At 27.7% G+C, this 25855-nt stretch carries 22 protein-coding genes; 16 read left to right on the top strand and 6 right to left on the bottom strand.

Going from position 1 to position 25855, the window contains the following annotated elements; translation table 11 throughout:
- The first annotated feature begins 212 nt into the window (after window positions 1-212).
- The 6 genes from brnQ (JJC01_14445) to JJC01_14420 all read left to right on the top strand — a co-directional run bounded on the left by brnQ (JJC01_14445) (window position 213) and on the right by JJC01_14420 (window position 8889).
- Window positions 213-1505, top strand: a complete 1293-nt coding sequence (brnQ, locus tag JJC01_14445) for a branched-chain amino acid transport system II carrier protein (protein ID UDN57365.1) — start codon at window positions 213-215, stop codon at window positions 1503-1505.
- Between the two features lie 1132 nt (window positions 1506-2637).
- The gene (gene brnQ, locus JJC01_14440; GenBank protein ID UDN57364.1) at window positions 2638-3933 is read left to right on the top strand and encodes a branched-chain amino acid transport system II carrier protein; all 1296 of its coding nucleotides are present in this window, start codon (window positions 2638-2640) and stop codon (window positions 3931-3933) included.
- Window positions 3934-4469: 536 nt separating this feature from the next.
- Complete coding sequence (locus JJC01_14435; protein UDN57363.1) at window positions 4470-6662, top strand: adenosylcobalamin-dependent ribonucleoside-diphosphate reductase; 2193 nt, start codon at window positions 4470-4472, stop codon at window positions 6660-6662.
- A 71-nt stretch (window positions 6663-6733) separates the two neighbouring features.
- Window positions 6734-7501, top strand: a complete 768-nt coding sequence (locus tag JJC01_14430) for a ribonuclease HII (protein ID UDN57362.1) — start codon at window positions 6734-6736, stop codon at window positions 7499-7501.
- A gap of 57 nt (window positions 7502-7558) precedes the next feature.
- Entirely contained in the window at window positions 7559-8575 is a 1017-nt protein-coding gene (locus tag JJC01_14425) for an alpha-hydroxy-acid oxidizing protein (GenBank protein ID UDN57361.1), read from the top strand.
- A 65-nt stretch (window positions 8576-8640) separates the two neighbouring features.
- The gene (locus JJC01_14420; protein ID UDN57360.1) at window positions 8641-8889 is read left to right on the top strand and encodes a hypothetical protein; all 249 of its coding nucleotides are present in this window, start codon (window positions 8641-8643) and stop codon (window positions 8887-8889) included.
- A 183-nt stretch (window positions 8890-9072) separates the two neighbouring features.
- Here JJC01_14420 and JJC01_14415 read toward each other — a convergent pair whose 3' ends face one another.
- The 6 genes from JJC01_14415 to JJC01_14390 form a co-directional block, all read right to left on the bottom strand.
- A complete protein-coding gene (locus JJC01_14415) occupies window positions 9073-9570 on the bottom strand; it encodes a CarD family transcriptional regulator (GenBank protein ID UDN57359.1) in 498 nt (165 codons plus the stop codon).
- A 255-nt stretch (window positions 9571-9825) separates the two neighbouring features.
- Window positions 9826-10890, bottom strand: coding sequence for an ABC transporter permease (locus JJC01_14410; protein ID UDN57358.1), 1065 nt, complete (start codon window positions 10888-10890; stop codon window positions 9826-9828).
- 2 nt (window positions 10891-10892) lie between these two features.
- Window positions 10893-11990, bottom strand: coding sequence for an ABC transporter permease (locus tag JJC01_14405; protein UDN57357.1), 1098 nt, complete (start codon window positions 11988-11990; stop codon window positions 10893-10895).
- A 13-nt stretch (window positions 11991-12003) separates the two neighbouring features.
- Window positions 12004-12939 carry an ABC transporter ATP-binding protein gene (locus tag JJC01_14400; protein UDN57356.1) on the bottom strand — a complete coding sequence of 312 codons (936 nt, stop codon included), beginning with the start codon at window positions 12937-12939 and terminating at the stop codon, window positions 12004-12006.
- Between the two features lie 187 nt (window positions 12940-13126).
- Entirely contained in the window at window positions 13127-13771 is a 645-nt protein-coding gene (locus JJC01_14395) for a response regulator transcription factor (GenBank protein UDN57355.1), read from the bottom strand.
- Window positions 13764-14927: a sensor histidine kinase gene (locus JJC01_14390; protein UDN57354.1), complete on the bottom strand. Its 1164-nt coding sequence runs from the start codon at window positions 14925-14927 to the stop codon at window positions 13764-13766. The genes JJC01_14395 and JJC01_14390 overlap by 8 nt, the downstream gene beginning before the upstream one ends.
- Before the next feature lie 184 nt (window positions 14928-15111).
- On the opposite strand from JJC01_14390, the gene JJC01_14385 reads away from it, so the two are divergent.
- From JJC01_14385 to nifU, 10 genes are all read left to right on the top strand, one after another.
- Window positions 15112-15456 carry a YraN family protein gene (locus tag JJC01_14385; GenBank protein ID UDN57353.1) on the top strand — a complete coding sequence of 115 codons (345 nt, stop codon included), beginning with the start codon at window positions 15112-15114 and terminating at the stop codon, window positions 15454-15456.
- Window positions 15457-15486: 30 nt separating this feature from the next.
- Window positions 15487-17070: a YifB family Mg chelatase-like AAA ATPase gene (locus JJC01_14380; GenBank protein ID UDN57352.1), complete on the top strand. Its 1584-nt coding sequence runs from the start codon at window positions 15487-15489 to the stop codon at window positions 17068-17070.
- A gap of 18 nt (window positions 17071-17088) precedes the next feature.
- The gene (dprA, locus tag JJC01_14375; protein UDN57351.1) at window positions 17089-18189 is read left to right on the top strand and encodes a DNA-protecting protein DprA; all 1101 of its coding nucleotides are present in this window, start codon (window positions 17089-17091) and stop codon (window positions 18187-18189) included.
- A gap of 32 nt (window positions 18190-18221) precedes the next feature.
- A complete protein-coding gene (topA, locus tag JJC01_14370) occupies window positions 18222-20309 on the top strand; it encodes a type I DNA topoisomerase (GenBank protein ID UDN57350.1) in 2088 nt (695 codons plus the stop codon).
- Between the two features lie 163 nt (window positions 20310-20472).
- A complete protein-coding gene (gene codY / locus JJC01_14365) occupies window positions 20473-21258 on the top strand; it encodes a GTP-sensing pleiotropic transcriptional regulator CodY (protein ID UDN57349.1) in 786 nt (261 codons plus the stop codon).
- A 113-nt stretch (window positions 21259-21371) separates the two neighbouring features.
- Window positions 21372-22637 carry a replication-associated recombination protein A gene (locus JJC01_14360; GenBank protein ID UDN57348.1) on the top strand — a complete coding sequence of 422 codons (1266 nt, stop codon included), beginning with the start codon at window positions 21372-21374 and terminating at the stop codon, window positions 22635-22637.
- Window positions 22638-22667: 30 nt separating this feature from the next.
- On the top strand, window positions 22668-23438 hold the full coding sequence (locus JJC01_14355) for a GNAT family N-acetyltransferase (GenBank protein UDN57347.1): 771 nt from the start codon (window positions 22668-22670) through the stop codon (window positions 23436-23438).
- 109 nt (window positions 23439-23547) lie between these two features.
- Entirely contained in the window at window positions 23548-23997 is a 450-nt protein-coding gene (locus tag JJC01_14350) for an Rrf2 family transcriptional regulator (GenBank protein ID UDN57346.1), read from the top strand.
- A 17-nt stretch (window positions 23998-24014) separates the two neighbouring features.
- A complete protein-coding gene (gene nifS, locus JJC01_14345; GenBank protein UDN57345.1) occupies window positions 24015-25208 on the top strand; it encodes a cysteine desulfurase NifS in 1194 nt (397 codons plus the stop codon).
- Between the two features lie 55 nt (window positions 25209-25263).
- Window positions 25264-25704: a Fe-S cluster assembly scaffold protein NifU gene (nifU, locus tag JJC01_14340; protein UDN57344.1), complete on the top strand. Its 441-nt coding sequence runs from the start codon at window positions 25264-25266 to the stop codon at window positions 25702-25704.
- The last annotated feature ends 151 nt before the right edge of the window (window positions 25705-25855 follow it).

Below are 25855 nucleotides of genomic sequence, written 5' to 3'. Positions count from 1 at the left end.
TCAGTATGATAATTTGCAATTTTGGTATATTGACGTGCTTGTTTCATATAATATATAATAAGCACAAATAAATACAATATATTAAAAATTTAATTTATTTAATTTTATTAATTTAATAATAGATTCTTATTGTTTTAGTTAATTTATTTATGCAAACGTGAACAATTGAGAAATTTTGTTAATTTAATAAGGTTAAAAAGGGGGATTTTATAATGGGTAAGACCAAAGATGTAATAGTATTTGGATTTGCATTATTCGCAATGTTCTTTGGAGCAGGTAACTTAATATTTCCACCATACTTGGGAATAATTACAGGTCCAGAATGGTTAATTGCCTTCTTAGGATTTACATTTGCCGATGCTGGTTTGGCACTTCTAGCAGTAATGGCTACAGCTAAATTCGATGGAAACGTAGTAGAAATGTTTAAAAGATGTGGTATGAAATTGGGAATTCTTATAGGTTGTGTAGATATTTTATGTATAGGACCATTCTTAGCTATACCAAGAACAGGTGCAACAACTTATGAGATGGGTATGATGCCTTTATTTGGAAGCTCAATTCCAGTGTTATTATTCTGTATAGTTTATTTTGCGATATCATATGTATTAACAGTAAGACCATCTAAGGTCGTAGATATAGTTGGACAGTTTTTAACTCCAGCTCTTCTAATAGCTTTAGCATTTATAATTATAAAAGGTGTTATATCTCCTCTTGGAGAGGTAATAGATAAACCTATGATACCTAATGTATTTGCAGAAGGTATTGGTCAAGGTTACCAGACAATGGATGCATTTGCAGCAATAGCACTTGCATCAGTACTGATAGTATCTCTAAATGAAAAAGGATATACTAGTATTAGTGAAAAGTTAAAGATGATTGGTAAAGCAGGTATTCTTGCTTGTGGAGGATTGGCACTAGTTTATGGTGGATTGTGTTTCCTTGGAGCAACTGTATCAACAATGTATGGAACAGATGCAGTACAATCACAAGTAATAGTAAATATAACACAAGGATTACTTGGAAATGTTGGAAAAGTTATTTTAGCAATAGTTGTATCTCTAGCATGTTTAACTACATCTATAGGTCTTACATCTGCAACAGGGCAATATTTTTCTAGACTTACAAAAGGTAAGTTAAGTTATGAAAAAATAGTATTAGCCGTATCTGTATTCAGTGCAGTAGTAGCATCTTTTGGTGTTGGAACTATAATAAAGATAGCATCTCCTATACTAAGTATAGTTTATCCACCATCAATTGTTTTAATAATATTGGCTTTCTTTAATGAAAAAATTAAGAATGATAATGTATACAAAGGAGCAGTATATATGTCATTGCTTGTAAGTATATTAACAGTTATATCTAGTTATGGAGTAAGCGTTCCAGTAGTAAATTCTTTACCTCTTCATACATTAGGATTTAACTGGGTAGTTCCAGTTATAATAGCTGGAATAATTGGTAATTTTATACCATCAAAGAGTCAATCTAATACACTTGGTACAAATTAAAACTTATTTAATTGAAATATAAGCATCTGAAAATAAAAGAGTTATCTATAATAAATGAAACTATTTATATAGATAACTCTTTTTATTTTTGAGTATATACTAATTATTTGCATTTAATATAGTAAAAATTAGCTAGAAGTATTAAAAAAAAATAATGTTTATTTTTTAACAATAATGAGTATTTATAAAAGCTATTTAAAGGAATATTAGAAGTTCAGATATGTGTATTAGTTGACTTTTACAAAAATATTATATAAATAAAATTGTGACAATAATAAAATAATAAAATAAAATTTAAGGCATTTGAACATATAAATAACTTATGTAAATTACTAAATTGTTTTTTAATTGGATTATATTAAGATTATTTAGTAAATTCTAAAAAATAAGTAAACTAAGATGAATACTAGCAACTGCAAAGTTTTAACAAGTTGGAACTTATAATATAGTTTCTATGAAGAAAAATAAATCAACAAATCATAATAAAAAATTTTCAGAAAAAATGATTTGGAAGCACTCTAGCAAGTAAAAAGTCTATAAGTGTAGAATTGGAATTACGTAAAATTAATAGTGAATTTAGCAAAATAAATACAAAATACTACAAGAATTAACGTAAATAGAAGTTATGACAAAAGGAAAACGATTTTCTAAGTATCATAATTTTGAAAATTAAAAAAATTAAAAATCATATTGACTGCTTTTTTTTCAGATTATATAATAAACACAAAATATTTAAAATTTAAATTGAAATTAAAAGATTATACAAAACAAAAAGGAGAGTGATGTATACATTAATATTGTCTATAAAGCAATATAAATTGGAAATAATGCAAATAATTGAAAAAGTCGCACAATTAAGATGATTTAAAAGTTTTAATTTTGTCAAGAAAAATTAAATAAAAATAAAAAAAGCATATATGTTTAAAGTATACATGTTAATTTTATTTAATTAAGAAAGTTGTACTAAATATTGCGAAGATTTTATAAATTATGAAACATAATTGACAAGTTTAAGTCAAAAATGTATAATTAAATAAAATCTCGTCAAAAGGTTTTCATTTAAGAAGAGATTGGACTTATTTTTTGGTAAAATGTAATAAAAAGTAGTAAAATTCAAATGGGGGTGCTTTAAATGGGTGAGAAACAAATCAAGTTTAAAGATGTAATTGTAATTGGATTTGCACTATTTGCAATGTTTTTTGGTGCTGGGAACTTAATATTCCCTCCATATCTAGGAGTTTTATCCGGAGGTAGCTGGCTAGTAGCTTTCATAGGATTCCTTTTCGCAGATGGTGGTTTGGCATTATTAGCAGTTATAGCAGCAACTAAGTTTAATGGGGACACATCAAAAATGTTTTCAAGAGCTGGTAAAGGATTAAGTATTGTATTAGGATGTGCAATGGTAATCTGTATAGGGCCACTTTTGGCAATACCTAGAACAGCAGCAACAACTTATGAAATGGGTATATTACCTACAATAGGTTCAGGAATAAGCCCAGTAATATTCTCTATAGTATTCTTTGCTATAGTATTGGTTTTAACAATAAGACCATCAAAAGTTGTAGATATAGTTGGATCAATTTTAACTCCAGCTTTACTTATAGCTTTAGCAGTATTAATAGTTAAAGGTATTGTATCTCCACTAGGAGACATAAGAGATACTTCTTTAATACAAAATGTATTTGCAGAAGGTATAACTCAAGGATATCAAACAATGGATGCATTGGCAGCTAGTGTATTTGCATCAATTATAATCATGTCAGTAATAGCTAAAGGTTATACAGGTGAAAAAGAAAAGATGAAAGCTACAGTAAGTGCAGGTGTTATAGCGGTAATAGGTATGGCACTAGTTTATGGTGGACTATGTTACCTTGGAGCAACTGTATCTAAGATATATGGACAAGATGTTCAACAAACAGCTTTAATAGTTTCAATAACAGCATCATTACTTGGAAATACAGGTAAAATTCTATTGGCTATTATAGTTGCATTAGCATGTTTAACAACAGCTATAGGTCTTTCTTCAGCAGCAGGTCAATATTTCTCAACACTTACAGATGGAAAATTAAAATATGAGCATATAGTTATAGTAGTTTGTGTATTTAGTGCAATCATATCAAACTTTGGAGTAAGTACAATAATAAAATTCTCTTCTCCTATATTAAGTATGGTATATCCAGCAACTATAACTCTAGTTATACTAGCATTATTTAGTAATAAAATTAAAAATGATAACGTATTTAAATGCGCTGCATATATGGCATTGTTAGTAAGTGTATTAACAGTTGCAACAAGCTTTGGTATAAATATACCTTTAGTTAATAGCTTACCACTAGCTTCATTAGGATTTAACTGGGTAGTTCCAGTTGTAATAGCAGGGATAATAGGAAACTTTATTCCATCTCAAAGTAGTAAAGCTGTACAATAATAAAGAATAATTCATACATATAGGAATTGCCTTAAAGTGATTAAAATCATTTAGGAGGCAATTCCTTTTTGATATGTAAAACTTTATATGTATTTATATGTAAATGGATATTAAATTAAGTAGATTAAAGATAGATTATTGTTAGGTTGAATTTTGTTATATATATTTACAAATAATATTTATGGGATGTAGCATATTTGTATGGAAAATATAAAGAATTTATTAATAATTTCAATGGAAAATAATGGAACAATAAGGATGAAATTTATAAAAAAATAAAGTATATAAGAGTATAATTACACTTTTATATACTTTTTTATGTTATTTTTAAGTTTTTAATAGAAGATATTTAGAATATAAAAAATTCATTTACTTAATTGAGAAAACTATAAAGCGTGTTATATTGAATATAAAATAGTATAATATATATTGTGTAAGATAATTAATATGAAAACATGCAAATATAGAAAAAAGTTTGTTTAGAATTACAACTAATAGGTGTATTAATGTAATACTAATTTATTGGAGGTCTAAAAATGAAGTACATAATAAAAAGAGATGGGACAAAAGAACTTTTTAGTAAAAGTAAGATTGAAGATGCTGTCTATAAAGCTAGTATAAATAGTGAAGGTGGAGTAGATAGAGATTTAGCATATGATATATCAAGAAAAATTGCTAATGATTATAATTCTATGGAAAAATGTTTATCTGTAGAAGAAATCCAAGATATAGTTGAAGTATTACTTATGGAATCAAATAGAAAAGATATAGCAAAACACTACATATTATATAGAGAAAGACGTTCAGAAATAAGACATAAGGCTTGGGAGTTTGATGAATTACAAAAATCAATATGGAAAAATAAGTATAGACACGATGGAGAAAGTTTTGATGAATGGATAAAGAGAATTTCAAATAATAGTCCAAGAATATCAAAGTTAATAAGACAAAAGAGATTTTTATTTGCAGGTAGAATTTTAGCAAATAGAGGTTTACATAAAGAAGGTAAAAAAGTAACTTACTCTAATTGTTATGTAATAGAGCCACCAAAAGACAGTATAGAAGATATTTTTGACACTGCAAAAAAACTTGCTAGAACTTTTAGTTATGGTGGAGGGGTTGGAATTGATATTTCAAAATTAAGACCCAAAGGTGCAAAAGTAAATAATGCTGCAAAATATACAACTGGAGCAGTGTCTTTTATGGAACTTTATAGCATGACGACAGGTTTGATTGGTCAAAGAGGTAGAAGAGGAGCTCTTATGATTTCTATGGATGTAAATCATCCAGAAATAGAGGAATTTATAGATATAAAAACTGATTTGGAGAAGGTTACTAAAGCAAATATTTCTGTAAGAGTAACAGATGAGTTTATGCAAGCTGTAAAGGAAAAAAAGCTGTATAATTGTACTTTTGAAGTTGAAACTACTGGAGAAAAAATAGTCAAAATAGTAAATGCATATGATTTGTTTAATAAGTTTGTTAAAAATAACTGGGATTATGCAGAACCAGGAATATTATTTTGGGACAAAATAAAAACATATAACCTTATGAGTGAAGATAAGTCTTTTTGTTTTTCAGGTGTAAATCCTTGTGCAGAAGAGCCACTTCCAAGTGGAGGAAGCTGTTTGCTTGGCTCAATAAACTTATCAGAGTTTGTAATACAACCATTTGGGGAACATGCTACCTTTGATATTAATAAGTTAAAATCTTGTGTTAGAGAAGCTGTGGTAGCTTTAAATGATGTATTAGATGAGGGATTAAATTTACATCCATTACAAGAACAAAGGGATAGTGTCTATAAATATAGACAAATAGGATTAGGTGTAATGGGTATTGCTGACATGCTTATAAAGATGGGGATAAGATATGGTTCTGATAAATCTTTAGAATTGTGTGATTTAATTGGTAAAACTATGCTTAACGAAGCTGTAAAACAATCAGCTTTGATTGCTAAAGAATATGGCACATTTAGTGAGTATAAATATGAAAATATTTCTAAATCTAGATTCTTTATAGAAAACCTAAATGATGATATTAAAGAGATGGTTGAAAAGTATGGGCTTAGAAACTCACAACTTTTAACTATACCTCCTACAGGTTCTATATCTACAATGATAGGTATTAGTGGAGGAATAGAACCTATATTTAATCTTTCATATATAAGAAAAACTGAAAGTTTGCATGATGAAGATGTGTATTATAAAGTATATACTCCAATAGTTAAAGAATATATGGATAAAAAAGGCATTACAGATGAAGAATGTTTACCAGATTTTTTTGTTACTGCTATGAATATAGGATATGAAGAAAGAATAAATATGCAAAAAGTATGGCAAAAGTATATTGATGCTTCTATATCATCTACAATAAATATACCTTTTGAAACTACAATTGAAGATGTTTTCAACATATATGTTAAGGCATGGGAAGCTGGTCTTAAGGGAGTAACAATATTTAGAGATGGATGCAAAAGGAGTGGAATCTTAATAAATGAAAAAAAAGAAGATAATAAAAAAGAAAATAACAAAAAAGAAGATAATAAAAAAGAGTCTCATAAAAATAATAAAGAAGAAAAAGATAATAAAGAAGAAAAAGCCAAAGAATTAAAAAGTAAAAATTTTGAAGAAGATGAAAAGTTTGTATGCCCTGAGTGTGGTAGTGAAGGAATAGCACATACAGGTGGATGTAGTATATGTTTAAAATGTGGATATAGTGGATGCAATTAAATTCTAAGTTAGTGAGTTTTTAATATATTTAAGAGAAGAATATTTTTACAGGTGAAAGATGAGGGGATAGCATGCAGAACAAGAGTGTGAGGGAGATTAAAGAAATAATTGAGGCTTTAGAAGTTGAAAAGTATATGGAATATATAGAAATATTAAGAGTGGACGAAAGAAAATCTGTTCAAAGTTTGGCTATAAAACTTGCTAAGAAACTAGATAATATTAGAAAAGAAGCAGAAAGATTAGAAACCATAAATACGTTTGAAAATGAAGGATATAGTAAAGGATATTTATATATTGGAGGAATTGATGAAGCTGGAAGAGGACCACTTGCAGGTCCTGTTGTAGCTTCTGTTGTAGTGTTTAAGAAAAATACAAAAATAGAAGGCGTAAATGATTCTAAGAAAGTAAGTGAAGCAAAAAGAGATGAGCTTTTTGAAGTAATAAAAAAAGAAGCATTAGATTATGGAATAGGGATAGTAAATAACGAAGAAATAGATGAATTTAACATATTAAATGCCACGTATATGGCAATGAAAAAAGCAATAAATTGTTTAAAACAAACACCAGATTACTTACTTGTTGATGCAGCGACAATACCAGGAATTGATATAGTTCAAAATCCAATTATAAAAGGAGATTCAAAATCTATATCAATAGCAGCAGCAAGTATATTAGCGAAAGTTACTAGGGATAGTATAATGTATCAATATGATAGAGTATATCCAGAATATGGATTTAAATCTCATAAGGGATATGGAACAAAAGAACACTATGAAGCTATTGAAAAACATGGGATAACTCCTATACATAGAAAAAGCTTCTTGAAAAATATACTATAAACATAATATGATATAATATATATTATATAAATTACTATAATTAATGGGGGATTAGAGATGGATTATAATGAACTATTAAAAAATGCTAGAGAAAATTTAAATGGAAGTTGTAAAGTTTGTAAAGTTTGTAATGGAGTTGTCTGTGCAGGTGAAGTACCTGGTATGGGAGGTAAAGGAAGTGGTTCTTCTTTTATAGAAAATAGCAAGAGTTTAGAAAAAGTAAAAGTAAATATGAGAGTAATACATGATGTTTCAAATCCTGATACATCTATAGAAATGTTCGGAAAAAAAATGAGTGCTCCTATATTTGCAGCTCCAGTAACAGGAACTACTTTAAATATGGGTGGAAAAATAAATGAAAGAGATTACATAGAACCAGTAGTTGCAGGATGTGTCAATAGTGGTATCTATGCAATGGTTGGAGATACAGCAGTAGATGCATTTTTAATGGAAAATTTAGATGTAGTTAAAAAGTATAATGGTGCTGGAATTGTATTTATTAAACCTTGGGACAATGAAAATATTATAAAAAAAATAAGATTGGCTGAAGAAGCTGGAGCGTTTGCAGTTGGAGTTGATATAGATGCTTGTGGTTTAGTAACTTTATCACTACATGGAAAACCGGTACTTCCTAAAAATGTTGACCAAATAAAAGAATTAGTTAAATCTACTAAATTACCATTTATATTAAAGGGAATAATGACTGTAGAAGATGCGTTAATGGCAGTTGAAGCAGGTGTAGATGCAATTGTTGTATCAAATCATGGAGGAAGAGTACTTGACTGTACTCCAGGAGCATGTGAAGTTTTACCAAAGATTGCTGAGGCTGTTAAAGGTAAAGTTACAATACTTGCAGATGGTGGAGTTAGAACAGGGTTGGACGTATTAAAAATGATAGGTCTAGGGGCAGATGCAGTATTAATAGGAAGACCTTTTGTAACAGCTTCATTTGGTGGAGCAACTGATGGTGTAGAAACTTATGTAAATAAACTTCAATCAGAATTAAGTGGTTCTATGATATTAACTGGATGTCAAACTATAAAAGATATTGATGGAAAAGTTATATACAAATAAATTTTTATACAAAAAAGAGGAAAAATTATTTTAATGTAGAACAATTATACAAAGGGGGAATTTATATGAGTAAAAAAGCTTATGAAGAAGCCTTAGTAGAATTGGAAAAATTTATTGATGAGAGAAAGCAAATAGTTAAAAGTGCGGAGGAATGTATCGATAAGTACATAGTTGACAGAACGCTACCTTTTGATTACAAAGATAAATGTGTGGAATGGCAACAAGAGTTACTTGACATTGCAGAAGCACAGATTTTAGAAGCAAATGAATTGAATGTATTATTGGAAGAAAAAAAGGAACTTGAGGAAGATTAGATTTTGTTGACCAAGTGTAAATCATATTACTGACTTACACTTGGTTTTTTGTTGTATAAAATATATTCTAATTAAGATGGCTTTATAAACACTAGATTAGGAACACTAGATTATGAAATCTAAAGTAAAATATGGTAGTAAATATGATTAATCTAAAAAATAAAACCAGTCTTAAAGACTGGTTTAATTATTATTTTTCGGATTTAGAATATGTTTTTTCATTTCTTCTAATACGATTGTATAGGATTTACATTGAGCAGCAGCTAATTCCGACAAAGCAAATCTCTGAGCTTTATTTAAAAAGTCCTTATCTGTACTACATAATTGTTTTGAACAATCTTGTATCATAAGCATCTTAATTAATTTTACAATCTCAAAGATATCTCCTGAATGAAATTTATCATGGTATAATTTAAGCCGCTTCTTTCTATCAAAAATCCATATAGCATCTGTTTTGTTAATAGATTGGATAAAATTATCAATTTCATTTTCGTTCATAATTGGACGGACACCAATCTTGTCAGCATTCAGAACAGGAATAGAAATTTTAAGAGTACTATTGAAAATGACAGTTAATTCGTAGTATTTCTGCATATGTTTATTTATTTCCTTGGTTACAATATCACTTACATAACAGGCTCCCTCTTTTGGATACATCACACTTTCACCGATATTATACATATGTTAGTTATACCTCCAAACTGAATTTTAGATATTGCAATTTGGGTACAATGCTTTAATTATCTAATAATTAATATTATATCATAAAACTATTGACAAGTCAAAAATATTAATATATAATACTAAGTTTAGCATCAAAAGTGGTTAAAACCAACTATAAAACTAACTATAAAAATATAATATAAAATAATTTAACATCTTGAAATATTATGTTAGTATTGTATAAAATTATATACTAACTATATTTAGTAATCATTAGTTTTTTGCAAAATCTCTTAATTTAAAACTTCCAGCTGTTACAAATACTATTCCAATAAGTATTAGAACGATTACATTTATTAAAATGCTATCATTGCTTTTAATAGCGTTTATAGTCCAGTAAAAAGGTGTAAGCTTTGATAGATTAGCCATAAATGATAATTCACTCATTGATGGTATCAGACTAGATATAGATATAGCTAAACCTATTAAAGAATAAAATGTAGTTACAAGGCTTATAGAGTTTTCATTTTTGAATACTCTAGCTATACAAAATACAAATCCAGTGGAAACAAAACTATTTGCTAGTACAATCATTAATACATTTAGAGTTAATTTAAAATCTCCAACAAATGTAAGGCATCCAAGTATTAAAGTGTATACAATTGCTTGAATAAAAAATAAACCTAAGAGTATGCTAAAAATTATTTTTATATCTTTATGTTTTGTAGAAATAAGCCTTCTTAAAACATTTGATTTTTTTAATGAAAATAAGTCAGAAGCAAGATGCGCTGCGTTAATATACATAAAATAACATATTAAGAAAACTGGTAAAAATAAATTTGTGTTTTTATCAGGTTTGCTATCAACTATAGTTGTTTTAGTTAATTTTTCATCCAGATTTCTATCTATTTTTGATTTTAAAGAATTATTGATAAAAGATTCTATTTCTGATTCTGCCCAAAGACTACCACCACCATTTTCAGTTTTAAAACATTTAACAGCAGGTCTTTTTAAGTTATCTATATCAGTTGAAAAATTTTTGTCTAAAACAAATACTGCAGAAACTTTATTATTTTTTAGTAAGTTCATAGCTTTATCTTCTTCATTTAACCTAAATGTGTTTTCCTTTAACTTTGAATTATTTATCAATTTATGTTCATATTTTCCTGAAGAGTTAGATACAACTGCTACTGGAGAAAAGTACATAGATTGATTGTCTGATTTACTAGAAAAAAGGTTAAGAGAAACAACTAATATAATAGGAATCATAACCATACTAGCTAAAAGAGAAGGATTTTTTATGTATCTTTTTATATTTGCAAGAATTAATCTAATCATTATTAAATCTCCCTCCATTTATATTTTTCTTTTACAATAGAGAATATAATCAATATTGTAGAGGCAACTAAGCATGTTACAATTAAATTACTTATTGAACTTAAAGTATTGAAGCTTTCATAGTCACTATATAGAGCTCCTATCAAATAAGTTGGAGATAAACTAGTAAACTTAGTAAAAGTTTCACTTATCATGTTAAAAATACCTCCAAAAATTGTCTGTAAGAAAAGTAACATATAAACTATGAATGTACCATATTTTTTACTAAAAAAACTAGTTACAAAAGTAGATATCGAAGTCATAAAATATGATGATAAAGCACATAGTAAGGTCAATATGGCAAGATTACCTTTAAATGTTATTCCTAGTATTCTAAAAAATAAAACATATAATAATAGAAATATAAATGAGTAAATCCATAAACCTACAAAGTCGTAAATTAAATACTGCACTCTAGTTATAGGCATAGAATAAAGTCTTTTTGAAAGCCCTTTTGATTCACTTATATAATTTGACAAAATATTATTCATTATGAAAATTATTACAAGGAATCCCAATGAAACTAAAGCAAAGTATTCATATGAGTTTTGTTCGATATCGCTTTTTATTATAGAAGTAGCAATAGAACTTTTATTAAACAACTTAGAAAAATCTTCTGAACTTAGTTTTTGAGAATTATTTAAATATAATTTTTCATGATAAGTATCTAATATGTTTTGAAGTAGTATTGCTAAGTCATCATTAGTTCCAAGTTTTTCTATATTTAAAGTATTTGATTTTTCATTTAGAATATTGTTTTCGTATCCCTTAGGTATTGTAAGTTTTAAATCTGCATCAGAATCATCTTTGTTTATTTTTAGTACAGAAGATAAATCACCTTTTAAAAAGTTTGTCAAATTACTTGATAACTTGGAACTATCTTTGTCATATACAACGATTGATATAGGTTCTGTTTTTATAGGATTTTGAAACATATCTCCTGTTACCATTCCAAGGAACCAAGCTAAAAGTAAAGGAAGAGCCAAGAAATATAGCAAACTAATCATGAAGGAACTTTTCAGACCTTTTAACATAGTTTTTACACTTATATATAATTTCATAAAATCACCCCCATTAGTCTCTTAAATTTTTACCTGTTAGATTTAAGAATACATCTTCTAAACTAGGTTCTTCATAAGATATACGTACTACTTTTGAATTGTTTTTATCAACAGCAGAAAGTGCATCTGTTAGCAGAAAGTTTTTATCTACATCTAATGCTATTACTGAAGTATTTTCTAAAACAGATATAACTCCTTTAGTATTTTTTAAATCAAATATAAGTTGAGCATTTATATTTTTTATTTCCATAATTAATTTTGTACTTGTAGATACTATTGATTTTAGATAATTATTATCCCCAAAAGCAACTTCTTTACCTTCATCCATAATAAAGATTTTAGAACAAAGATGTTCAACTTCTTCCATATAATGAGATGTATATATAATAGTAGTTTTTTGTTTTTCAGATATATCTTTTATAAAATTAAAAATGTGATTTCTTGATTGAGGGTCAACACCTACAGTTGGTTCATCTAATATTAATATTTTAGGGTGGTTTAAAAGTGCTATCCCAATATTTAATCTTCTTTGCATACCACCAGATAATTTTTTTACTTTTTTCTTTTTAACTTCAGCTAGACCTGTAACTTCCAAGGCCTCATTGATTCTATCTTGAAGTAACTTGCCCTTCAATCCATAGAAAGCTCCAAAGTATTCTAAGTTATCAAAAGGAGTTAGTGTTTCCATAATTGCTAATTCCTGTGGAACTAATCCTATTATAGATTTTGCACTCATAGGATCTGCTGACAAATCTATACCATTTATTTGAATATTACCACTATTTGGTAAAGTAAGATTGGTAATTATACTTATAAGTGTAGATTTACCAGCACCATTTGGACCAATAAGTCCAAATATTTCCCCTTCTTTAACAGAAAAGCTAATGTTATCAAGTGCTAACTTATCATTAAATCTTTTTGTTATATTATTTACTTTAACTATATCCATAAAAATCCCTCCCAAAATATTTTTGTGTAATTTAAAAATCTATAATATTATAATAAAGAATTAATAGGTGTATTTCTATTACTATAAGTCACTAAAAAAAGTGACTTAAGTCACTTTATAGTTTTATATTTATTATAAGTTAAGTTTTTTAAAATTTTGTTTATAGTTTAGCTTTTTTATTGACATATTATATTACAATTTTATTTTTGAAAGCAAATATAGCCAATTGAGTCCTATCTCTAAGTTCCAATTTACCTAAAATATTAGTTATATTATTTTTTATGGTACCCTCAGATAAAAATAATTCTTGACTTATTTCTTTATTACTAAGCCCATCTGCAATTAACTTAACTATGGATATTTCTTTTTCAGTTAAATTATATATATTAGAAATATGTTCGTGTTCGACAGTTTTTTCAACTGACATAATTTTTTCAATTACATTTTTGTCAAGTACAACATTGCCAAAAAATGAAGAGCGTATTCCCTCATGTAACACTTCATCAGAGCTGTCTTTTAAAAGGTAACCTGAAGCTCCAAATTTCATTGCATCCTTTATATATTCATCATCATTAAATGTAGTTAAAATTAATAGTGCTATTGACTCATCATATTCTTTTATAAGTCTTGTACCTAAAACACCATCACAAATATTCATTCTAATATCCATAAGAACAACATCTACCTCATTTGACTTACAAAATTCTAAAGCCTCATATCCATTAGAGGCATCTCCAATTATCTCCAAATCATCATAAGATGACAATATAATCTTAAGACCTTTCCTAATTAGTTTTTCATCATCAACTATAAGAACTTTGATTTTACTCAAAAAAATCACCCCCTAAAAATTTGGGAAAAGAAGCTCTAATTGTAAATCCATCATTGTGATTATCAAATTCAACTTTTCCATTTAGTTCATATATTCTTTCGCTAATACTGTTAATTCCATTTCCTTTTTTTATATTTTCACATCCTATACCATTATCACTAATCGTAACTATAAGATTTGAAGGATTAAATGTTATAAAAATTTTGATTTTACTTGCTTTTCCATGTCTTGATGCATTGGAAAGCGATTCTTGAATAAGTCTATATAAAGCTATAGACTGAGCTCTAGATAGGTTCCAAGTGTTTTTTGATATAGTTAGTCTTACATTAATATTTGTAAGCTTAATAAAGCTTTTAATTAGTTCTTTAATTTTAAATAAATTTTGATAATTTTCATATTCAATAGGTTTTAACTCAGATATAGCCCTTCTAACATCTTGAAAACTTTCATTTACGAATTCTCTGAGTTCATGTACTAAATCAGATACTTCTGGCTTATCAGTTAAGAGCTTTTCTATAGCACTTAGCTGTATTATTGTTGTAGAAAGAGAATGTCCAACACTATCATGTATTTCTCTAGATATTCGGTTTCTCTCTTTTAAAATGGCTAGTTCTTCTATAGAACTTGCATAAATTTCTAAATCAGAATTAGATTTTTTTAATTTATCTTTAGAAATTCTAAGTTTATCATAAAGGTTTTGATTGTATAATTTAGATATATTTTCACTTTCTATATATATAGAAAGTATAGATATAATCAATAATATTGAACTTGATTCCAACGCTAGATACAAGTTTTTGTCTAAACTAATAATAAAAGAAGATACTATAATGAAAAATAATAATATGTATTTGTATTTTTCATTTATAAAAAATGATATGTCCAAAATTAAAGGAACAAAGTAAACTGAATTAAAAGTCTTTGTACAATTATATAATATGAAAATTAAAGCAAATTCTAAAAAATAAGAAATAAGTACAAGTCTACTATTATTTGATAAAGAAAAAAATCTGACTTGATTATTTATTATAATTAGAAATAATATTATTATGGTTATAACTGGATACAATATATTTTCAGTAGTGTTTAAAGAACTTACAAGTACTATAAATAGGGACAAATATCGTATAAAAGTAACTAATTTTTTTCTATTCATTAAAAGGACTCCTCCATAAAAATAAACTTTCCTTATGAAAACTAGGATAATATCATAAAAGAATAAAGTCAATAGAAGTATCTATTAATATTAATAGAAATAAAATCAATCTAAAAAATTTGAATAGTTAAATCGTATACTGACCATAATCAAAAAGTAAAAATTTAATGTATTGGAGTAAAAAATGAATAACAAAGAAAAAGGTGATTTTGGAGAAGAAGTAGCAATTAATTATTTATTGTCAAAAGGCGCAAAACTATTAGAAAAAAACTACAGATTAAAGATTGGAGAGGTCGATATAATAGTAAGGATAGATGATGAGATTATATTTGTAGAAGTAAAATCAAGGTCTAGTTTAAGGTATGGTTATCCTTGTGAATCTGTAAATTTCAAGAAGAGAAAAAAGATAGTTGAGATTGCTAAATACTATATCACAAAAAATAATTTACATAATATTCCCATAAGATTTGATATTGTAGAAGTTTATTTATCAGAAAAAAGAGTAAATCACATAATGAATGCTTTTTAAGAAAGATAAAGGTTTGGAAAGGATTATTATATGTTAAGTATTATTAACTCAAGTAATTTAATAGGAATTGAAAGTTTTCTAGTAAAGGTTGAGGTGGATACAAGTAATGGTATACCTAGCTTTAATATTGTCGGTCTTCCAAGTAAGGAAATTAAAGAGGCGAGAGAGAGAGTTAAATCAGCTATTATAAATAGTGGATATAAATTTCCAAATACAAGAATTGTTGTAAATTTATCACCAGCAGATATAAAAAAAGAAGGTGCTTTTTTAGATTTATCAATAAGTATAGGTCTTTTAAGAGGGTTAATAGAAAAAGATGAAAATTATATAAGAGAAAGTATGTTTATAGGAGAATTATCACTAGATGGAAAAATAAGAAAAGTAAGAGGGATATTACCAATAATTATAGGTGCAAAAACCCAAAATATAAAGCGTATTTTTATACCAGTTGACAATATAAGAGAAAGTTTATTTATAGAAGAAATTGATATAATACCTATTAAAAGTTTAAAAGAATGTATAGGGTTTTTAAATGGAGAAATAAAAGTCGATAAAGAAAAAATAATGTCTTTTTTAAATGAAGAAATAGAAACAAACGGGGATTATACATATTGTAAATATCCTGAGTTTTATGATACAAAAGAAAGCAAATATGATGAAGATTTTAAGGATGTTAGAGGAAATTATTTTATAAAGAGAAGCGCAGAGATAGCCGCTGCTGGAAATCATAATATACTTATGATTGGGCCTCCAGGTTCAGGTAAAACAATGATTGCAAAACGAGTAATAACAATTTTGCCAGATATAAGTATAGAAGAGATGATAGAAGTAAGTAAGGTTTATAGTGTATTGGGTATGATAGATGAAAATAAAGGCATAATCGATAAGAGACCTTTTAGAGCGCCTCATCATACAACTACAAAGCAGTCTTTAATTGGTGGAGGAACAGATGCAAGACCTGGAGAAGTAGCACTAGCACATAGGGGGATTTTGTTTTTAGATGAAATCGCTGAATTTGATAGGAAAATACTTGAGACTTTGAGACAACCTATAGAAGATGGGTATGTAAATATATCTAGAGTAAAGTATAGTACAAAATATCCCTGTAGAGTATTACTAATTGCAGCTATGAATCCATGTCCATGTGGTTATTATATGTCAAATACAGAGTGTAGATGTAGGAGTAATGAAATTAATAAATACATAAATAAAATATCAGGACCATTATTAGATAGGTTTGATATTTTTGTAGAAGTAAATACTGTAAAATATGATGATTTAAATTCATCAAAACAAGAAGAAAGTTCTCAAAAAATAAAGACGAGAGTAGAAAATGCTAGAAAAATACAAATAAATAGATTTAAAGAAGATAATATAAAAAATAATAGTGAAATTAAGGCTTCTAATTTATTAAAATATTGTAAATTAGAAAAAGAAGCTTCAAAAATGGCTAAAGTAATATTTAATAAATATAACTTAAGTAGTAGAAGTTATACAAAACTTTTAAAGATGGCAAGAACAATAGCTGATTTAGAAGGAATAGAGTTGATAAATTCACAGTGTATTATAGAAGCTTTTTCATTTAGAAGAGCTTATTATAGCTATTTTAAATAAGTTTTTGAGGTGTATTTTATGGAGAAAAAAGATATCTATTTATGGTTAAAATCAATTAGTGGAATAACAACAAAAACAATTGAAATAATAGAAAATAATATAGTAAATATTGAAGATATATTTGATTTTTCTGAAAAAGAAATATATAATTTAAAAAATATAAGCTTGAATATTAGAAAAAATATAGTAAAATATAGAGGTCACGCTTATTTAGAAAATATAAAAGAACTACTTTACAAAAAAACAATTAAATATATTTGCCAATATGACGAAGAATATCCTGAAAATTTGAAGAATATATACAATGCTCCAAAGTTATTATTTTACAAAGGTGACATAAGTTTAGTTAATAATAATTTCAATATAGCTATAGTAGGTTCAAGAAAGCCTACAGCTTATGGAATTAATTGTGCAAAAACAATGAGTTGTCAATTGTCTCAATATGGAGTTAATATAGTAAGTGGATTAGCCATAGGAATAGATGCATATTCACATATAGGTTGTATGAATGGAAAATCTAAGACTATAGCGGTTCTTGGTTCAGGAGTAGACAACCCTCTTCCAAAACAAAATTTACATTTATCAAATAAAATATTAGAAAATGGGGGACTATTATTATCAGAGTATAATATTAACTCAACAGTAGCTCCATATCATTTTTCTAATAGAAATAGAATTATTAGTGGATTAAGTGATGGAGTAGTGGTTGTAGAAGCAGCAATACGAAGTGGTGCATTAATAACAGTAGAGTTTGCTCTTGAACATGGAAAAAATGTTTTTGCAGTACCTGGTAATATAAATTCTCAAATGAGTAGAGGATGTCATAAAATTATAAAAGAAGGTGCGAAATTAATTGAAAATATAGATGATATTTTGAATGAGTATAACATATTTAATATTATCAATAAAAAAATAAATCAAAAATATGATAATATAAGTTTAAATGCCAAGTCTAAGCAAATAATTGAAGCTATAAAAAGAGAAGGAAGCTTGCATATAGATAGTATTTGTGATTATACTGGTATAGAAATAAAGTATGTAAATTCAATAATCAATGAATTAGTACTAAATGAGTTAGTAATAGAGATGAATAATAAAACGTACAGTTTAAATGTATAAATTAAGATTAGGTAGTGGGGGTGTGTGGTTTTATGGCCAAAACATTAGTCATCGTAGAATCGCCTGCAAAAGCTAAGACCATAGAAAAATTTTTAGGTAAAAGTCATTATACAGTAAAAGCATCAGTTGGTCATGTTAGAGATTTACCTAAAAGTAAATTAGGTGTAGATATAGAAAACAATTTTGAACCTCAATATATAAATATACGAGGAAAAGGCGATGTAATAAAGGAATTAAAAAAAGAAGCTAAAAAATCTAAACAAGTGTATCTAGCAACTGACCCTGATAGAGAAGGTGAAGCTATATCATGGCATTTAGCTCATATACTAAATTTAGATGAATCTGATGATTGTAGAATTGAGTTTAATGAAATAACTAAAGATGCAATTAAAAAAGCAATTAAGCATCCTAGAAATATTGATATAAACTTAGTAGATGCACAACAAGCTAGAAGAGTATTGGATAGACTTTTAGGATATCAAATAAGCCCTATATTATGGCAAAAGGTTAGAAAAGGTCTTAGTGCAGGTAGAGTACAATCAGTAACAACAAAATTAATTTGTGATAGAGAAAAAGAGATAAAAGCGTTTATTCCAAAAGAATATTGGACAATAGATGTTGAAGCAAAGACAGCAAAAGATAAAGATATAACTTTAAAATTTTATGGCAAGAACGATGAAAAAATTGAATTAGAAAATGAAGATGCTGTTAATGAAATACTAAAAGAAATGGAAGGAAAGGATTTAAAAGTTGAAAAGATAGAATCTAAATCAAGACGTAAATCAGCTCCAAAACCATTTACAACAAGTATGCTTCAACAAGAAGGTGCAAATAAGTTGTTTTTTACTACTAAAAAAACAATGATGATAGCGCAAGAACTATATGAAGGTATAGATATAGAAGGTGAAGGCACTGTTGGTCTTATATCATATATAAGAACTGATTCTAAGAGAATATCTGATGAAGCAAAAGAAAAAGCTAAGAATTATATAATAAGTGACTTAGGTGAAAATTATTATAAAAACCCTGTAGAAAAAAAAGAAAAACCAGACACTAAAAAGGTTCAAGATGCACATGAGGCAATAAGACCAACTTCCGTTGATAGAACTCCTGATAGCATAAAAGCTTCATTGAGTAAAGACCAATATAAGCTGTATAATTTAATTTGGAGAAGATTTATAGCAAGTCAAATGGAGGATTCAGTATTCGATATACTAAATGTAGAATGTAAGGCTGGAGATATTGTATTTAAAGCCACTGGTTCAAAAATGAAATTTGATGGATATACTAAGGTATACAATTTTTCAGAAAGAGAAGATAAGATTCTACCAAGTATAGAAAAAGGAGATATATTAAGTATAGAAAATATATTGCCAGACCAACATTTTACACAACCACCAGCAAGATATACAGAAGCCAGTTTGGTAAAAACATTGGAAGAACTGGGAATTGGTAGACCAAGTACGTATGCTCCAACAATAGCTACTATATTAAATAGAGAATATGTTGAAAAGCAAGGCACAAGTCTATGCCCAACAGAACTTGGAATAATAGTTACTGATATTTTAGAAAATAATTTTCATAAATTTATAGATGTAGATTTTACTGCTGATATGGAAAGTAAGCTTGATGTCATAGAAGAGGGAAATACAGATTGGAAAGAAATTGTATCTGAAGCATATGCACCACTTAAAGAAGCCATTGAAGAAGCACTTGAGAATATAGAAAAAATAAATATGGATGAAGAAACTGATGAAATCTGTGAAAACTGTGGCTCTAATATGGTTATAAAATATGGTAGGTTTGGAAAGTTTATGGCTTGTAAAAACTATCCTGATTGCAAAACGACTAGACCAATTATGAATAAAATTGGTGTTAAATGTCCAAAATGTGAAGAAGGAGAAATTATCCTTAGAAAATCCAAAAGAGGGAAAGCTTTTTATGGATGTTCTAATTATCCAAACTGTGACTTTGTAGCTTGGAATAAGCCAACAGGAGAGTTTTGTGAAAAGTGTGGTTCATATATGGTTGAAAAAGTGACTAAATCTGAAACGAAAACAGTATGCTCCAATAAAGAATGTAACAAAGAGTCAAAAGAGCATAATGACGGAAAAGAGTGAAAATTGAAAAAAATCACATAATTATCTTGAAAAAGGTTCCAAACTATGATAATCTTTCAAGTGTGAACAACTAATATAAAAATAAATTTTCATTAAAAGTGAGAATAATATTAGAAAATATAAAGGTTATTAAAAGGCCTAAATTTCATGAGGAGATGATTAAATGGCAAGTGAAGTATTACAAAAAACAAGAAAAATAAATAAAACATTACAAACAAGTGGTGGAAGCAGTGTCTCTTTTGATTTACTGGCCGGAGCATTAGGAGATGTATTAAATTCTAATGTTTATGTAGTAAGTGCAAAAGGTAAAGTTCTAGGGCTTCATTTAAATGATATTGAAGATAGCTCAGTTATAGAAGACGAATATACTAAGCAAAAAAAATTCTCAGAAGAATATACTCAAAACTTATTAAAAATTGATGAGACACTAGAAAACTTAAATGGTGAGAAGATATTAGAGATTTTCCCTGAAGAACAAGGAAGATTACAAAAATATACTACTGTAGTACCAATATTAGGAAGTGGACAAAGACTTGGAACATTAGTACTTTCAAGATATTCAATGTCATTTAATGATGATGATTTAGTGATAGCTGAATACAGTGCAACTGTTGTTGGTCTTGAGATATTAAGAGCAATAGGTGAAGAATTAGAAGAAGAAATGAGAAAAAAAGCTGTAGTTCAAATGGCAATAGGCACTCTGTCCTACTCCGAGCTTGAAGCAGTTGAACATATTTTTGCTGAATTAGACGGTAAAGAAGGCTTACTTGTAGCAAGTAAAATAGCTGATAGAGTTGGTATAACTAGGTCAGTTATAGTAAATGCACTTAGAAAATTTGAAAGTGCAGGTGTGATAGAATCAAGATCATTAGGTATGAAAGGAACTCATATAAGAATACTTAATGATAAACTTACAGATGAATTAAAAAAATTAAAAAACAATCAATAATCTAAATTTTATAGATTGTGATTAGAAAAGGTATCTATTTCAAATAGATACCTTTTTTAGACGGATTATTGGGATAATAATCATGAAATATTTTTTTGAATAGGAGTGGGAATATGCCTTTAGCAGATAAAATAAGACCAAAAACAATGAATGATGTAATAGGTCAAAGTCATATAATTGGTAATGGAAAAATACTGTCTAAGATATTACAGACTAATTTTTTGCCAAATATGATATTTTTTGGTCCACCAGGTGTTGGAAAAACTACTGTAGCAGAAATTGTCGCAGAAAAAAGCAATAAAAATTTTTATAAAATAAATGCCACTAATTCATCACTAGAAGATATAAAAAAAGTAATAGCAGAACTTGGAAGTATAAGTAATATAAATGGGGTTTTACTATATATAGATGAGATACAAAGTTTTAATAAAAAACAACAGCAGTCGATATTAGAATTTATGGAAAATGGTAGTATAACTTTGATTGCTAGTACTACAGAAAATCCATATCATTATGTATATAAAGCTCTTCTAAGTAGAGCGACTATATTTGAATTTAAGCCTTTAGAAAAATTAGATATAGAAAAAGGCTTAAGAAGGGCAATTGAAGTTTTAAATGAAGATAGTTATATGGATATTGAATGTAATAATGATGCTATTGAGGATATAGCTATTATCTCTGATGGAGATATGAGAAGGGCTTTAAATGCTTTAGAATTAGTAGTTTATTCAACTAAACCAAATATAGATAACATAATCTATATAGATTCAGATGTAGTAAAAAAATCTACATTTAATAAAATTATAAACTATGATAAAAATGGTGATAGTCATTATGATATTTTAAGTGCATTTCAAAAATCTATAAGGGGAAGTGACCCGCAGGCATCCATACACTATTTAGCAAGACTTATAAAAGGTGGAGATTTAATAAGTATCTGTAGGAGACTTTTAGTAATAGCTAGTGAAGATATAGGTTTAGCTTATCCAAATGCAGTTGTTATTGTAAAAGCCTGTGTAGATTCAGCTATGCAACTTGGATTTCCTGAAGCAAAAATACCATTAGCAGAAGCTACTGTTCTTTTAGCTACATCGCCAAAATCTAATTCTGCATGTATGGCAATAATGAAAGCATTAGATGAATTAGATAGAGAATTTGTTAAAGACATACCAAACAGTATAAAAGATGCTCATTATTCTGGTTCTAAAGATATAGGTAGAGGATGTGGATATAAATATCCTCATAACTTTAAAAATCATTATGTAAAACAACAGTATTTACCAGATAGCATAAAAGATAGTATTTACTACATACCACAAGAAAACAAAACTGAGAAAAATATAAAGAAATATCTAGAATATTTGGATAGCGATTTTTAAGTTGAATTTTATGTATCGGGGGTAGATATTATGATTATAAAGGTTAACTCAAGTTATCATAGTAGAGTTATGAAATATTTAAAAAAAGAACCTGAGTACAATTTATTTATAATAGGGGATATTGAAAGATATGGATATGGAAATAACTTTTTAAATTTATGGGCAGATATAGGTTTAAATGGTGAAATCAGAGCAGTACTACTTAAATATTTTGAATTTATGATGTTTTATTCAGATGGAGAGTATGATGTTGAAGGCTTTTATGAATTGCTTTGTGACACTGATTACGAAGAAATTTCTGGAAAAATAAGTGCTGTAGATGCTTTAGCAAAGCGATTAGGACTTAATAATCTAAAAATAGTTGATTTTTGTAAGCTTCGAACTAAAAAATTTTTAGTTGACAATCATTGTAATGAAAAGGTCAAGAGAATTAGACTTGGAAATCTAAAGAAAACAGTTAGGCTTTATGATTTGATAGATGAATTCCACAGTACAACTTTAGATAGTTTAAAAAATGGTTTAAGAACAGGTAGAGGATATTGTATAGAGATTAACAAAGAAGTAGTATCAATGGCAAAGAGTACATCAGAAAACAGGACTCATGCAATGATAATTGGAGTAGGTACACATCCTAAATATAGAGCTAGAGGGCTTGCTACAAAATGTTTAATTAAACTATGTTCAGAACTTTTAAGAGAGAATAAAATGCCTTGTTTGTTTTATGATAATGAAGAAGCTGGAAAGATATATAAAAAATTAGGATTTGAAAACATTGGAAAATGGGGGATTTATTCAAAATAAAAAAATTAAAATTAATCTTGACAAAATTAGTAGGGTATAATAAAATTATGTTGAAAGTAATTCCTACTAAAACAGTATGAATTAGATTTCTATATAGAGGTGATAATGTATGAAGTTGTCTACTAAAGGTAGATATGGACTAAAGGCAATGTTTGAATTAGCACTAAATCAAGATAATGGACCAGTGTCATTAAAATTTATTGCTAAAAAGCAAAAAATATCGGACCAGTACTTAGAACAAATATTTTCATCTTTAAAAAAATCGGGTCTAGTAAAAAGTGTAAGAGGTGCTCAAGGAGGATATTTGCTTTCAAAGAATGCTGAAGACATAACAGTAGGAGATATACTTGTAGTATTGGAAGGTCCAGTTGCATTATCTGACTGTGTACTAGATGAAGATGTCTGTGAAAACTCAAACATGTGTGTAACAAAAATAGTTTGGGAAAAGATGAAAAAGGGTATAGAAGATGTTATAGATTCAATTACTCTTAAAGATATGATAAATGACTATAACAAAAATAAATTAGAAAATGATATAACAAATATAACTAAAAAATAGATTTGGAGATGAATGTAATGGAAAAAAGAAGATTGTATATGGATTATTCTGCAACAACACCTGTTAAAAAAGAAGTATTAGATGCAATGATGCCATACCTAACAGATTATTTTGGCAATGCATCTAGTTTTCACACATTCGGAAGAGAAGCAAAAGATGCTTTAGATAAAGCAAGAGAACAAGTAGCAGCCCTTATAAATGCTGAACCTAATGAAATATATTTTACAGCAGGTGGTTCAGAAAGTGACAACTGGACATTAGAAGGTGTAGCTTATGCTAATAAAAATAAAGGTAATCATATAATAACTTCAAAAATAGAACACCATGCAATACTTCATACATGTGAATACTTAGAAAAACATCATGGATTTGAAATAACTTATTTAGATGTTGATAGCGAAGGAAAAATTGATTTAAAACAATTAGAAGATTCAATAAAAGATACTACTATACTAATAAGTATAATGTTTGCAAATAATGAAATAGGAACTATACAACCTATTAAAGAAATATCTGAAATAGCTAAAAAACACAGTATATTATTCCATACTGATGCAGTACAAGCTTCAGGTAATATTCCAGTAGATGTTAAAGAATTAGGAATAGATTTAATGAGTATGTCTTCACATAAAATATATGGACCAAAAGGTGTTGGAGCTTTATACATAAGAAAAGGTGTAAGACTTCATAACTTTGTCCATGGTGGAGCACAAGAAAAAAGTAAAAGAGCAGGTACAGAAAATATACCTGCAATAGTTGGATATGGAAAAGCAGCAGAATTAGCTAAAGCAAATATGCAAAACCATGTTGAGACTTTAACTCGTCTTAGAAATAAGTTAATAGATGGTGTTTTAGAAAGAATACCTTATACAAGAATAAATGGTAGTTTAGAAAATAGATTACCAGGAAATGCAAACTTTGCATTCCAATTTATAGAAGGTGAAGGAATACTTTTACTATTAGATATGTTAGGAATTGCTGGTTCAAGTGGTTCTGCATGTACTTCTGGTTCATTAGACCCTTCACATGTATTACTTGCAATAGGTTTACCACATGAAATAGCACATGGTTCATTGAGACTTACAGTTGGAGATTTTACAACGGATGATGATATAGATTATATATTAGAAAATTTACCAAAAGTTATAGAAAGACTTAGAAGTATGTCACCACTTTACGATGATGCAAAGAAACAAGGATTAGTAAAATAGACAAAATAGATAAGACATAAAAAATAGGCATAAATTAATGTAGGAGGAAAAAATAATGCAATATAGTGATAAAGTTATGGAACATTTTATGAACCCAAGAAATATGGGAGAAATTGAAGGTGCAAGTGGTGTAGGTGAAGTTGGAAATCCTACATGTGGAGATATAATGAAGATATTTTTAGACATAGAAGGAGACATAATAAAAGATGTTAAGTTTAAAACATTTGGCTGTGGTTCAGCTATAGCAAGTTCTTCTATGGCAACTGAAATGATAAAAGGAAAGACTATAAAAGATGCATTAGACCTTACAAATAAAGCTGTTGCTGAAGCTTTGGATGGTTTACCACCAGTAAAAATGCACTGTTCAGTTTTAGCAGAACAAGCTGTAAAAGCAGCACTTATAGACTATGCTAAAAAGAATAATATCCATATACCAGAATTAGATGGATATGTTATAGATGATGCTCATGACCATGATATTGAGGAAGAAGAATAAAATAAGGAATAATTTTCCAAAAAAAGTTTAAAATCATTTTAAAAAAGTGTATAATGGTATAGTAAGATGAAAAATAGCCGTTTTAAAGAAAACGGCTATTTTTTATTGTTAAAACTGCCATTCTAGCCCGTTTTGGAAATTAATGAAATAA

The organism is Clostridioides sp. ES-S-0010-02 (assembly GCA_020641055.1).
Lineage (GTDB): Bacteria > Bacillota > Clostridia > Peptostreptococcales > Peptostreptococcaceae > Clostridioides.
The sequence above is the reverse complement of the archived record's forward strand: the minus strand, read 5'-3'. Positions and strand labels throughout refer to the sequence as shown.

Coding starts and splice junctions, on each gene's coding strand:
- brnQ (UDN57365.1), top strand. CDS start 213: ATGGGTAAGACCAAAGATGTAATAGTATTTGGATTTGCATTATTCGCA.
- brnQ (UDN57364.1), top strand. CDS start 2,638: ATGGGTGAGAAACAAATCAAGTTTAAAGATGTAATTGTAATTGGATTT.
- JJC01_14435 (UDN57363.1), top strand. CDS start 4,470: ATGAAGTACATAATAAAAAGAGATGGGACAAAAGAACTTTTTAGTAAA.
- JJC01_14430 (UDN57362.1), top strand. CDS start 6,734: ATGCAGAACAAGAGTGTGAGGGAGATTAAAGAAATAATTGAGGCTTTA.
- JJC01_14425 (UDN57361.1), top strand. CDS start 7,559: ATGGATTATAATGAACTATTAAAAAATGCTAGAGAAAATTTAAATGGA.
- JJC01_14420 (UDN57360.1), top strand. CDS start 8,641: ATGAGTAAAAAAGCTTATGAAGAAGCCTTAGTAGAATTGGAAAAATTT.
- JJC01_14415 (UDN57359.1), bottom strand. CDS start 9,570: ATGTATAATATCGGTGAAAGTGTGATGTATCCAAAAGAGGGAGCCTGT.
- JJC01_14410 (UDN57358.1), bottom strand. CDS start 10,890: ATGATTAGATTAATTCTTGCAAATATAAAAAGATACATAAAAAATCCT.
- JJC01_14405 (UDN57357.1), bottom strand. CDS start 11,990: ATGAAATTATATATAAGTGTAAAAACTATGTTAAAAGGTCTGAAAAGT.
- JJC01_14400 (UDN57356.1), bottom strand. CDS start 12,939: ATGGATATAGTTAAAGTAAATAATATAACAAAAAGATTTAATGATAAG.
- JJC01_14390 (UDN57354.1), bottom strand. CDS start 14,927: ATGAATAGAAAAAAATTAGTTACTTTTATACGATATTTGTCCCTATTT.
- JJC01_14385 (UDN57353.1), top strand. CDS start 15,112: ATGAATAACAAAGAAAAAGGTGATTTTGGAGAAGAAGTAGCAATTAAT.
- JJC01_14380 (UDN57352.1), top strand. CDS start 15,487: ATGTTAAGTATTATTAACTCAAGTAATTTAATAGGAATTGAAAGTTTT.
- dprA (UDN57351.1), top strand. CDS start 17,089: ATGGAGAAAAAAGATATCTATTTATGGTTAAAATCAATTAGTGGAATA.
- topA (UDN57350.1), top strand. CDS start 18,222: ATGGCCAAAACATTAGTCATCGTAGAATCGCCTGCAAAAGCTAAGACC.
- codY (UDN57349.1), top strand. CDS start 20,473: ATGGCAAGTGAAGTATTACAAAAAACAAGAAAAATAAATAAAACATTA.
- JJC01_14360 (UDN57348.1), top strand. CDS start 21,372: ATGCCTTTAGCAGATAAAATAAGACCAAAAACAATGAATGATGTAATA.
- JJC01_14355 (UDN57347.1), top strand. CDS start 22,668: ATGATTATAAAGGTTAACTCAAGTTATCATAGTAGAGTTATGAAATAT.
- JJC01_14350 (UDN57346.1), top strand. CDS start 23,548: ATGAAGTTGTCTACTAAAGGTAGATATGGACTAAAGGCAATGTTTGAA.
- nifS (UDN57345.1), top strand. CDS start 24,015: ATGGAAAAAAGAAGATTGTATATGGATTATTCTGCAACAACACCTGTT.
- nifU (UDN57344.1), top strand. CDS start 25,264: ATGCAATATAGTGATAAAGTTATGGAACATTTTATGAACCCAAGAAAT.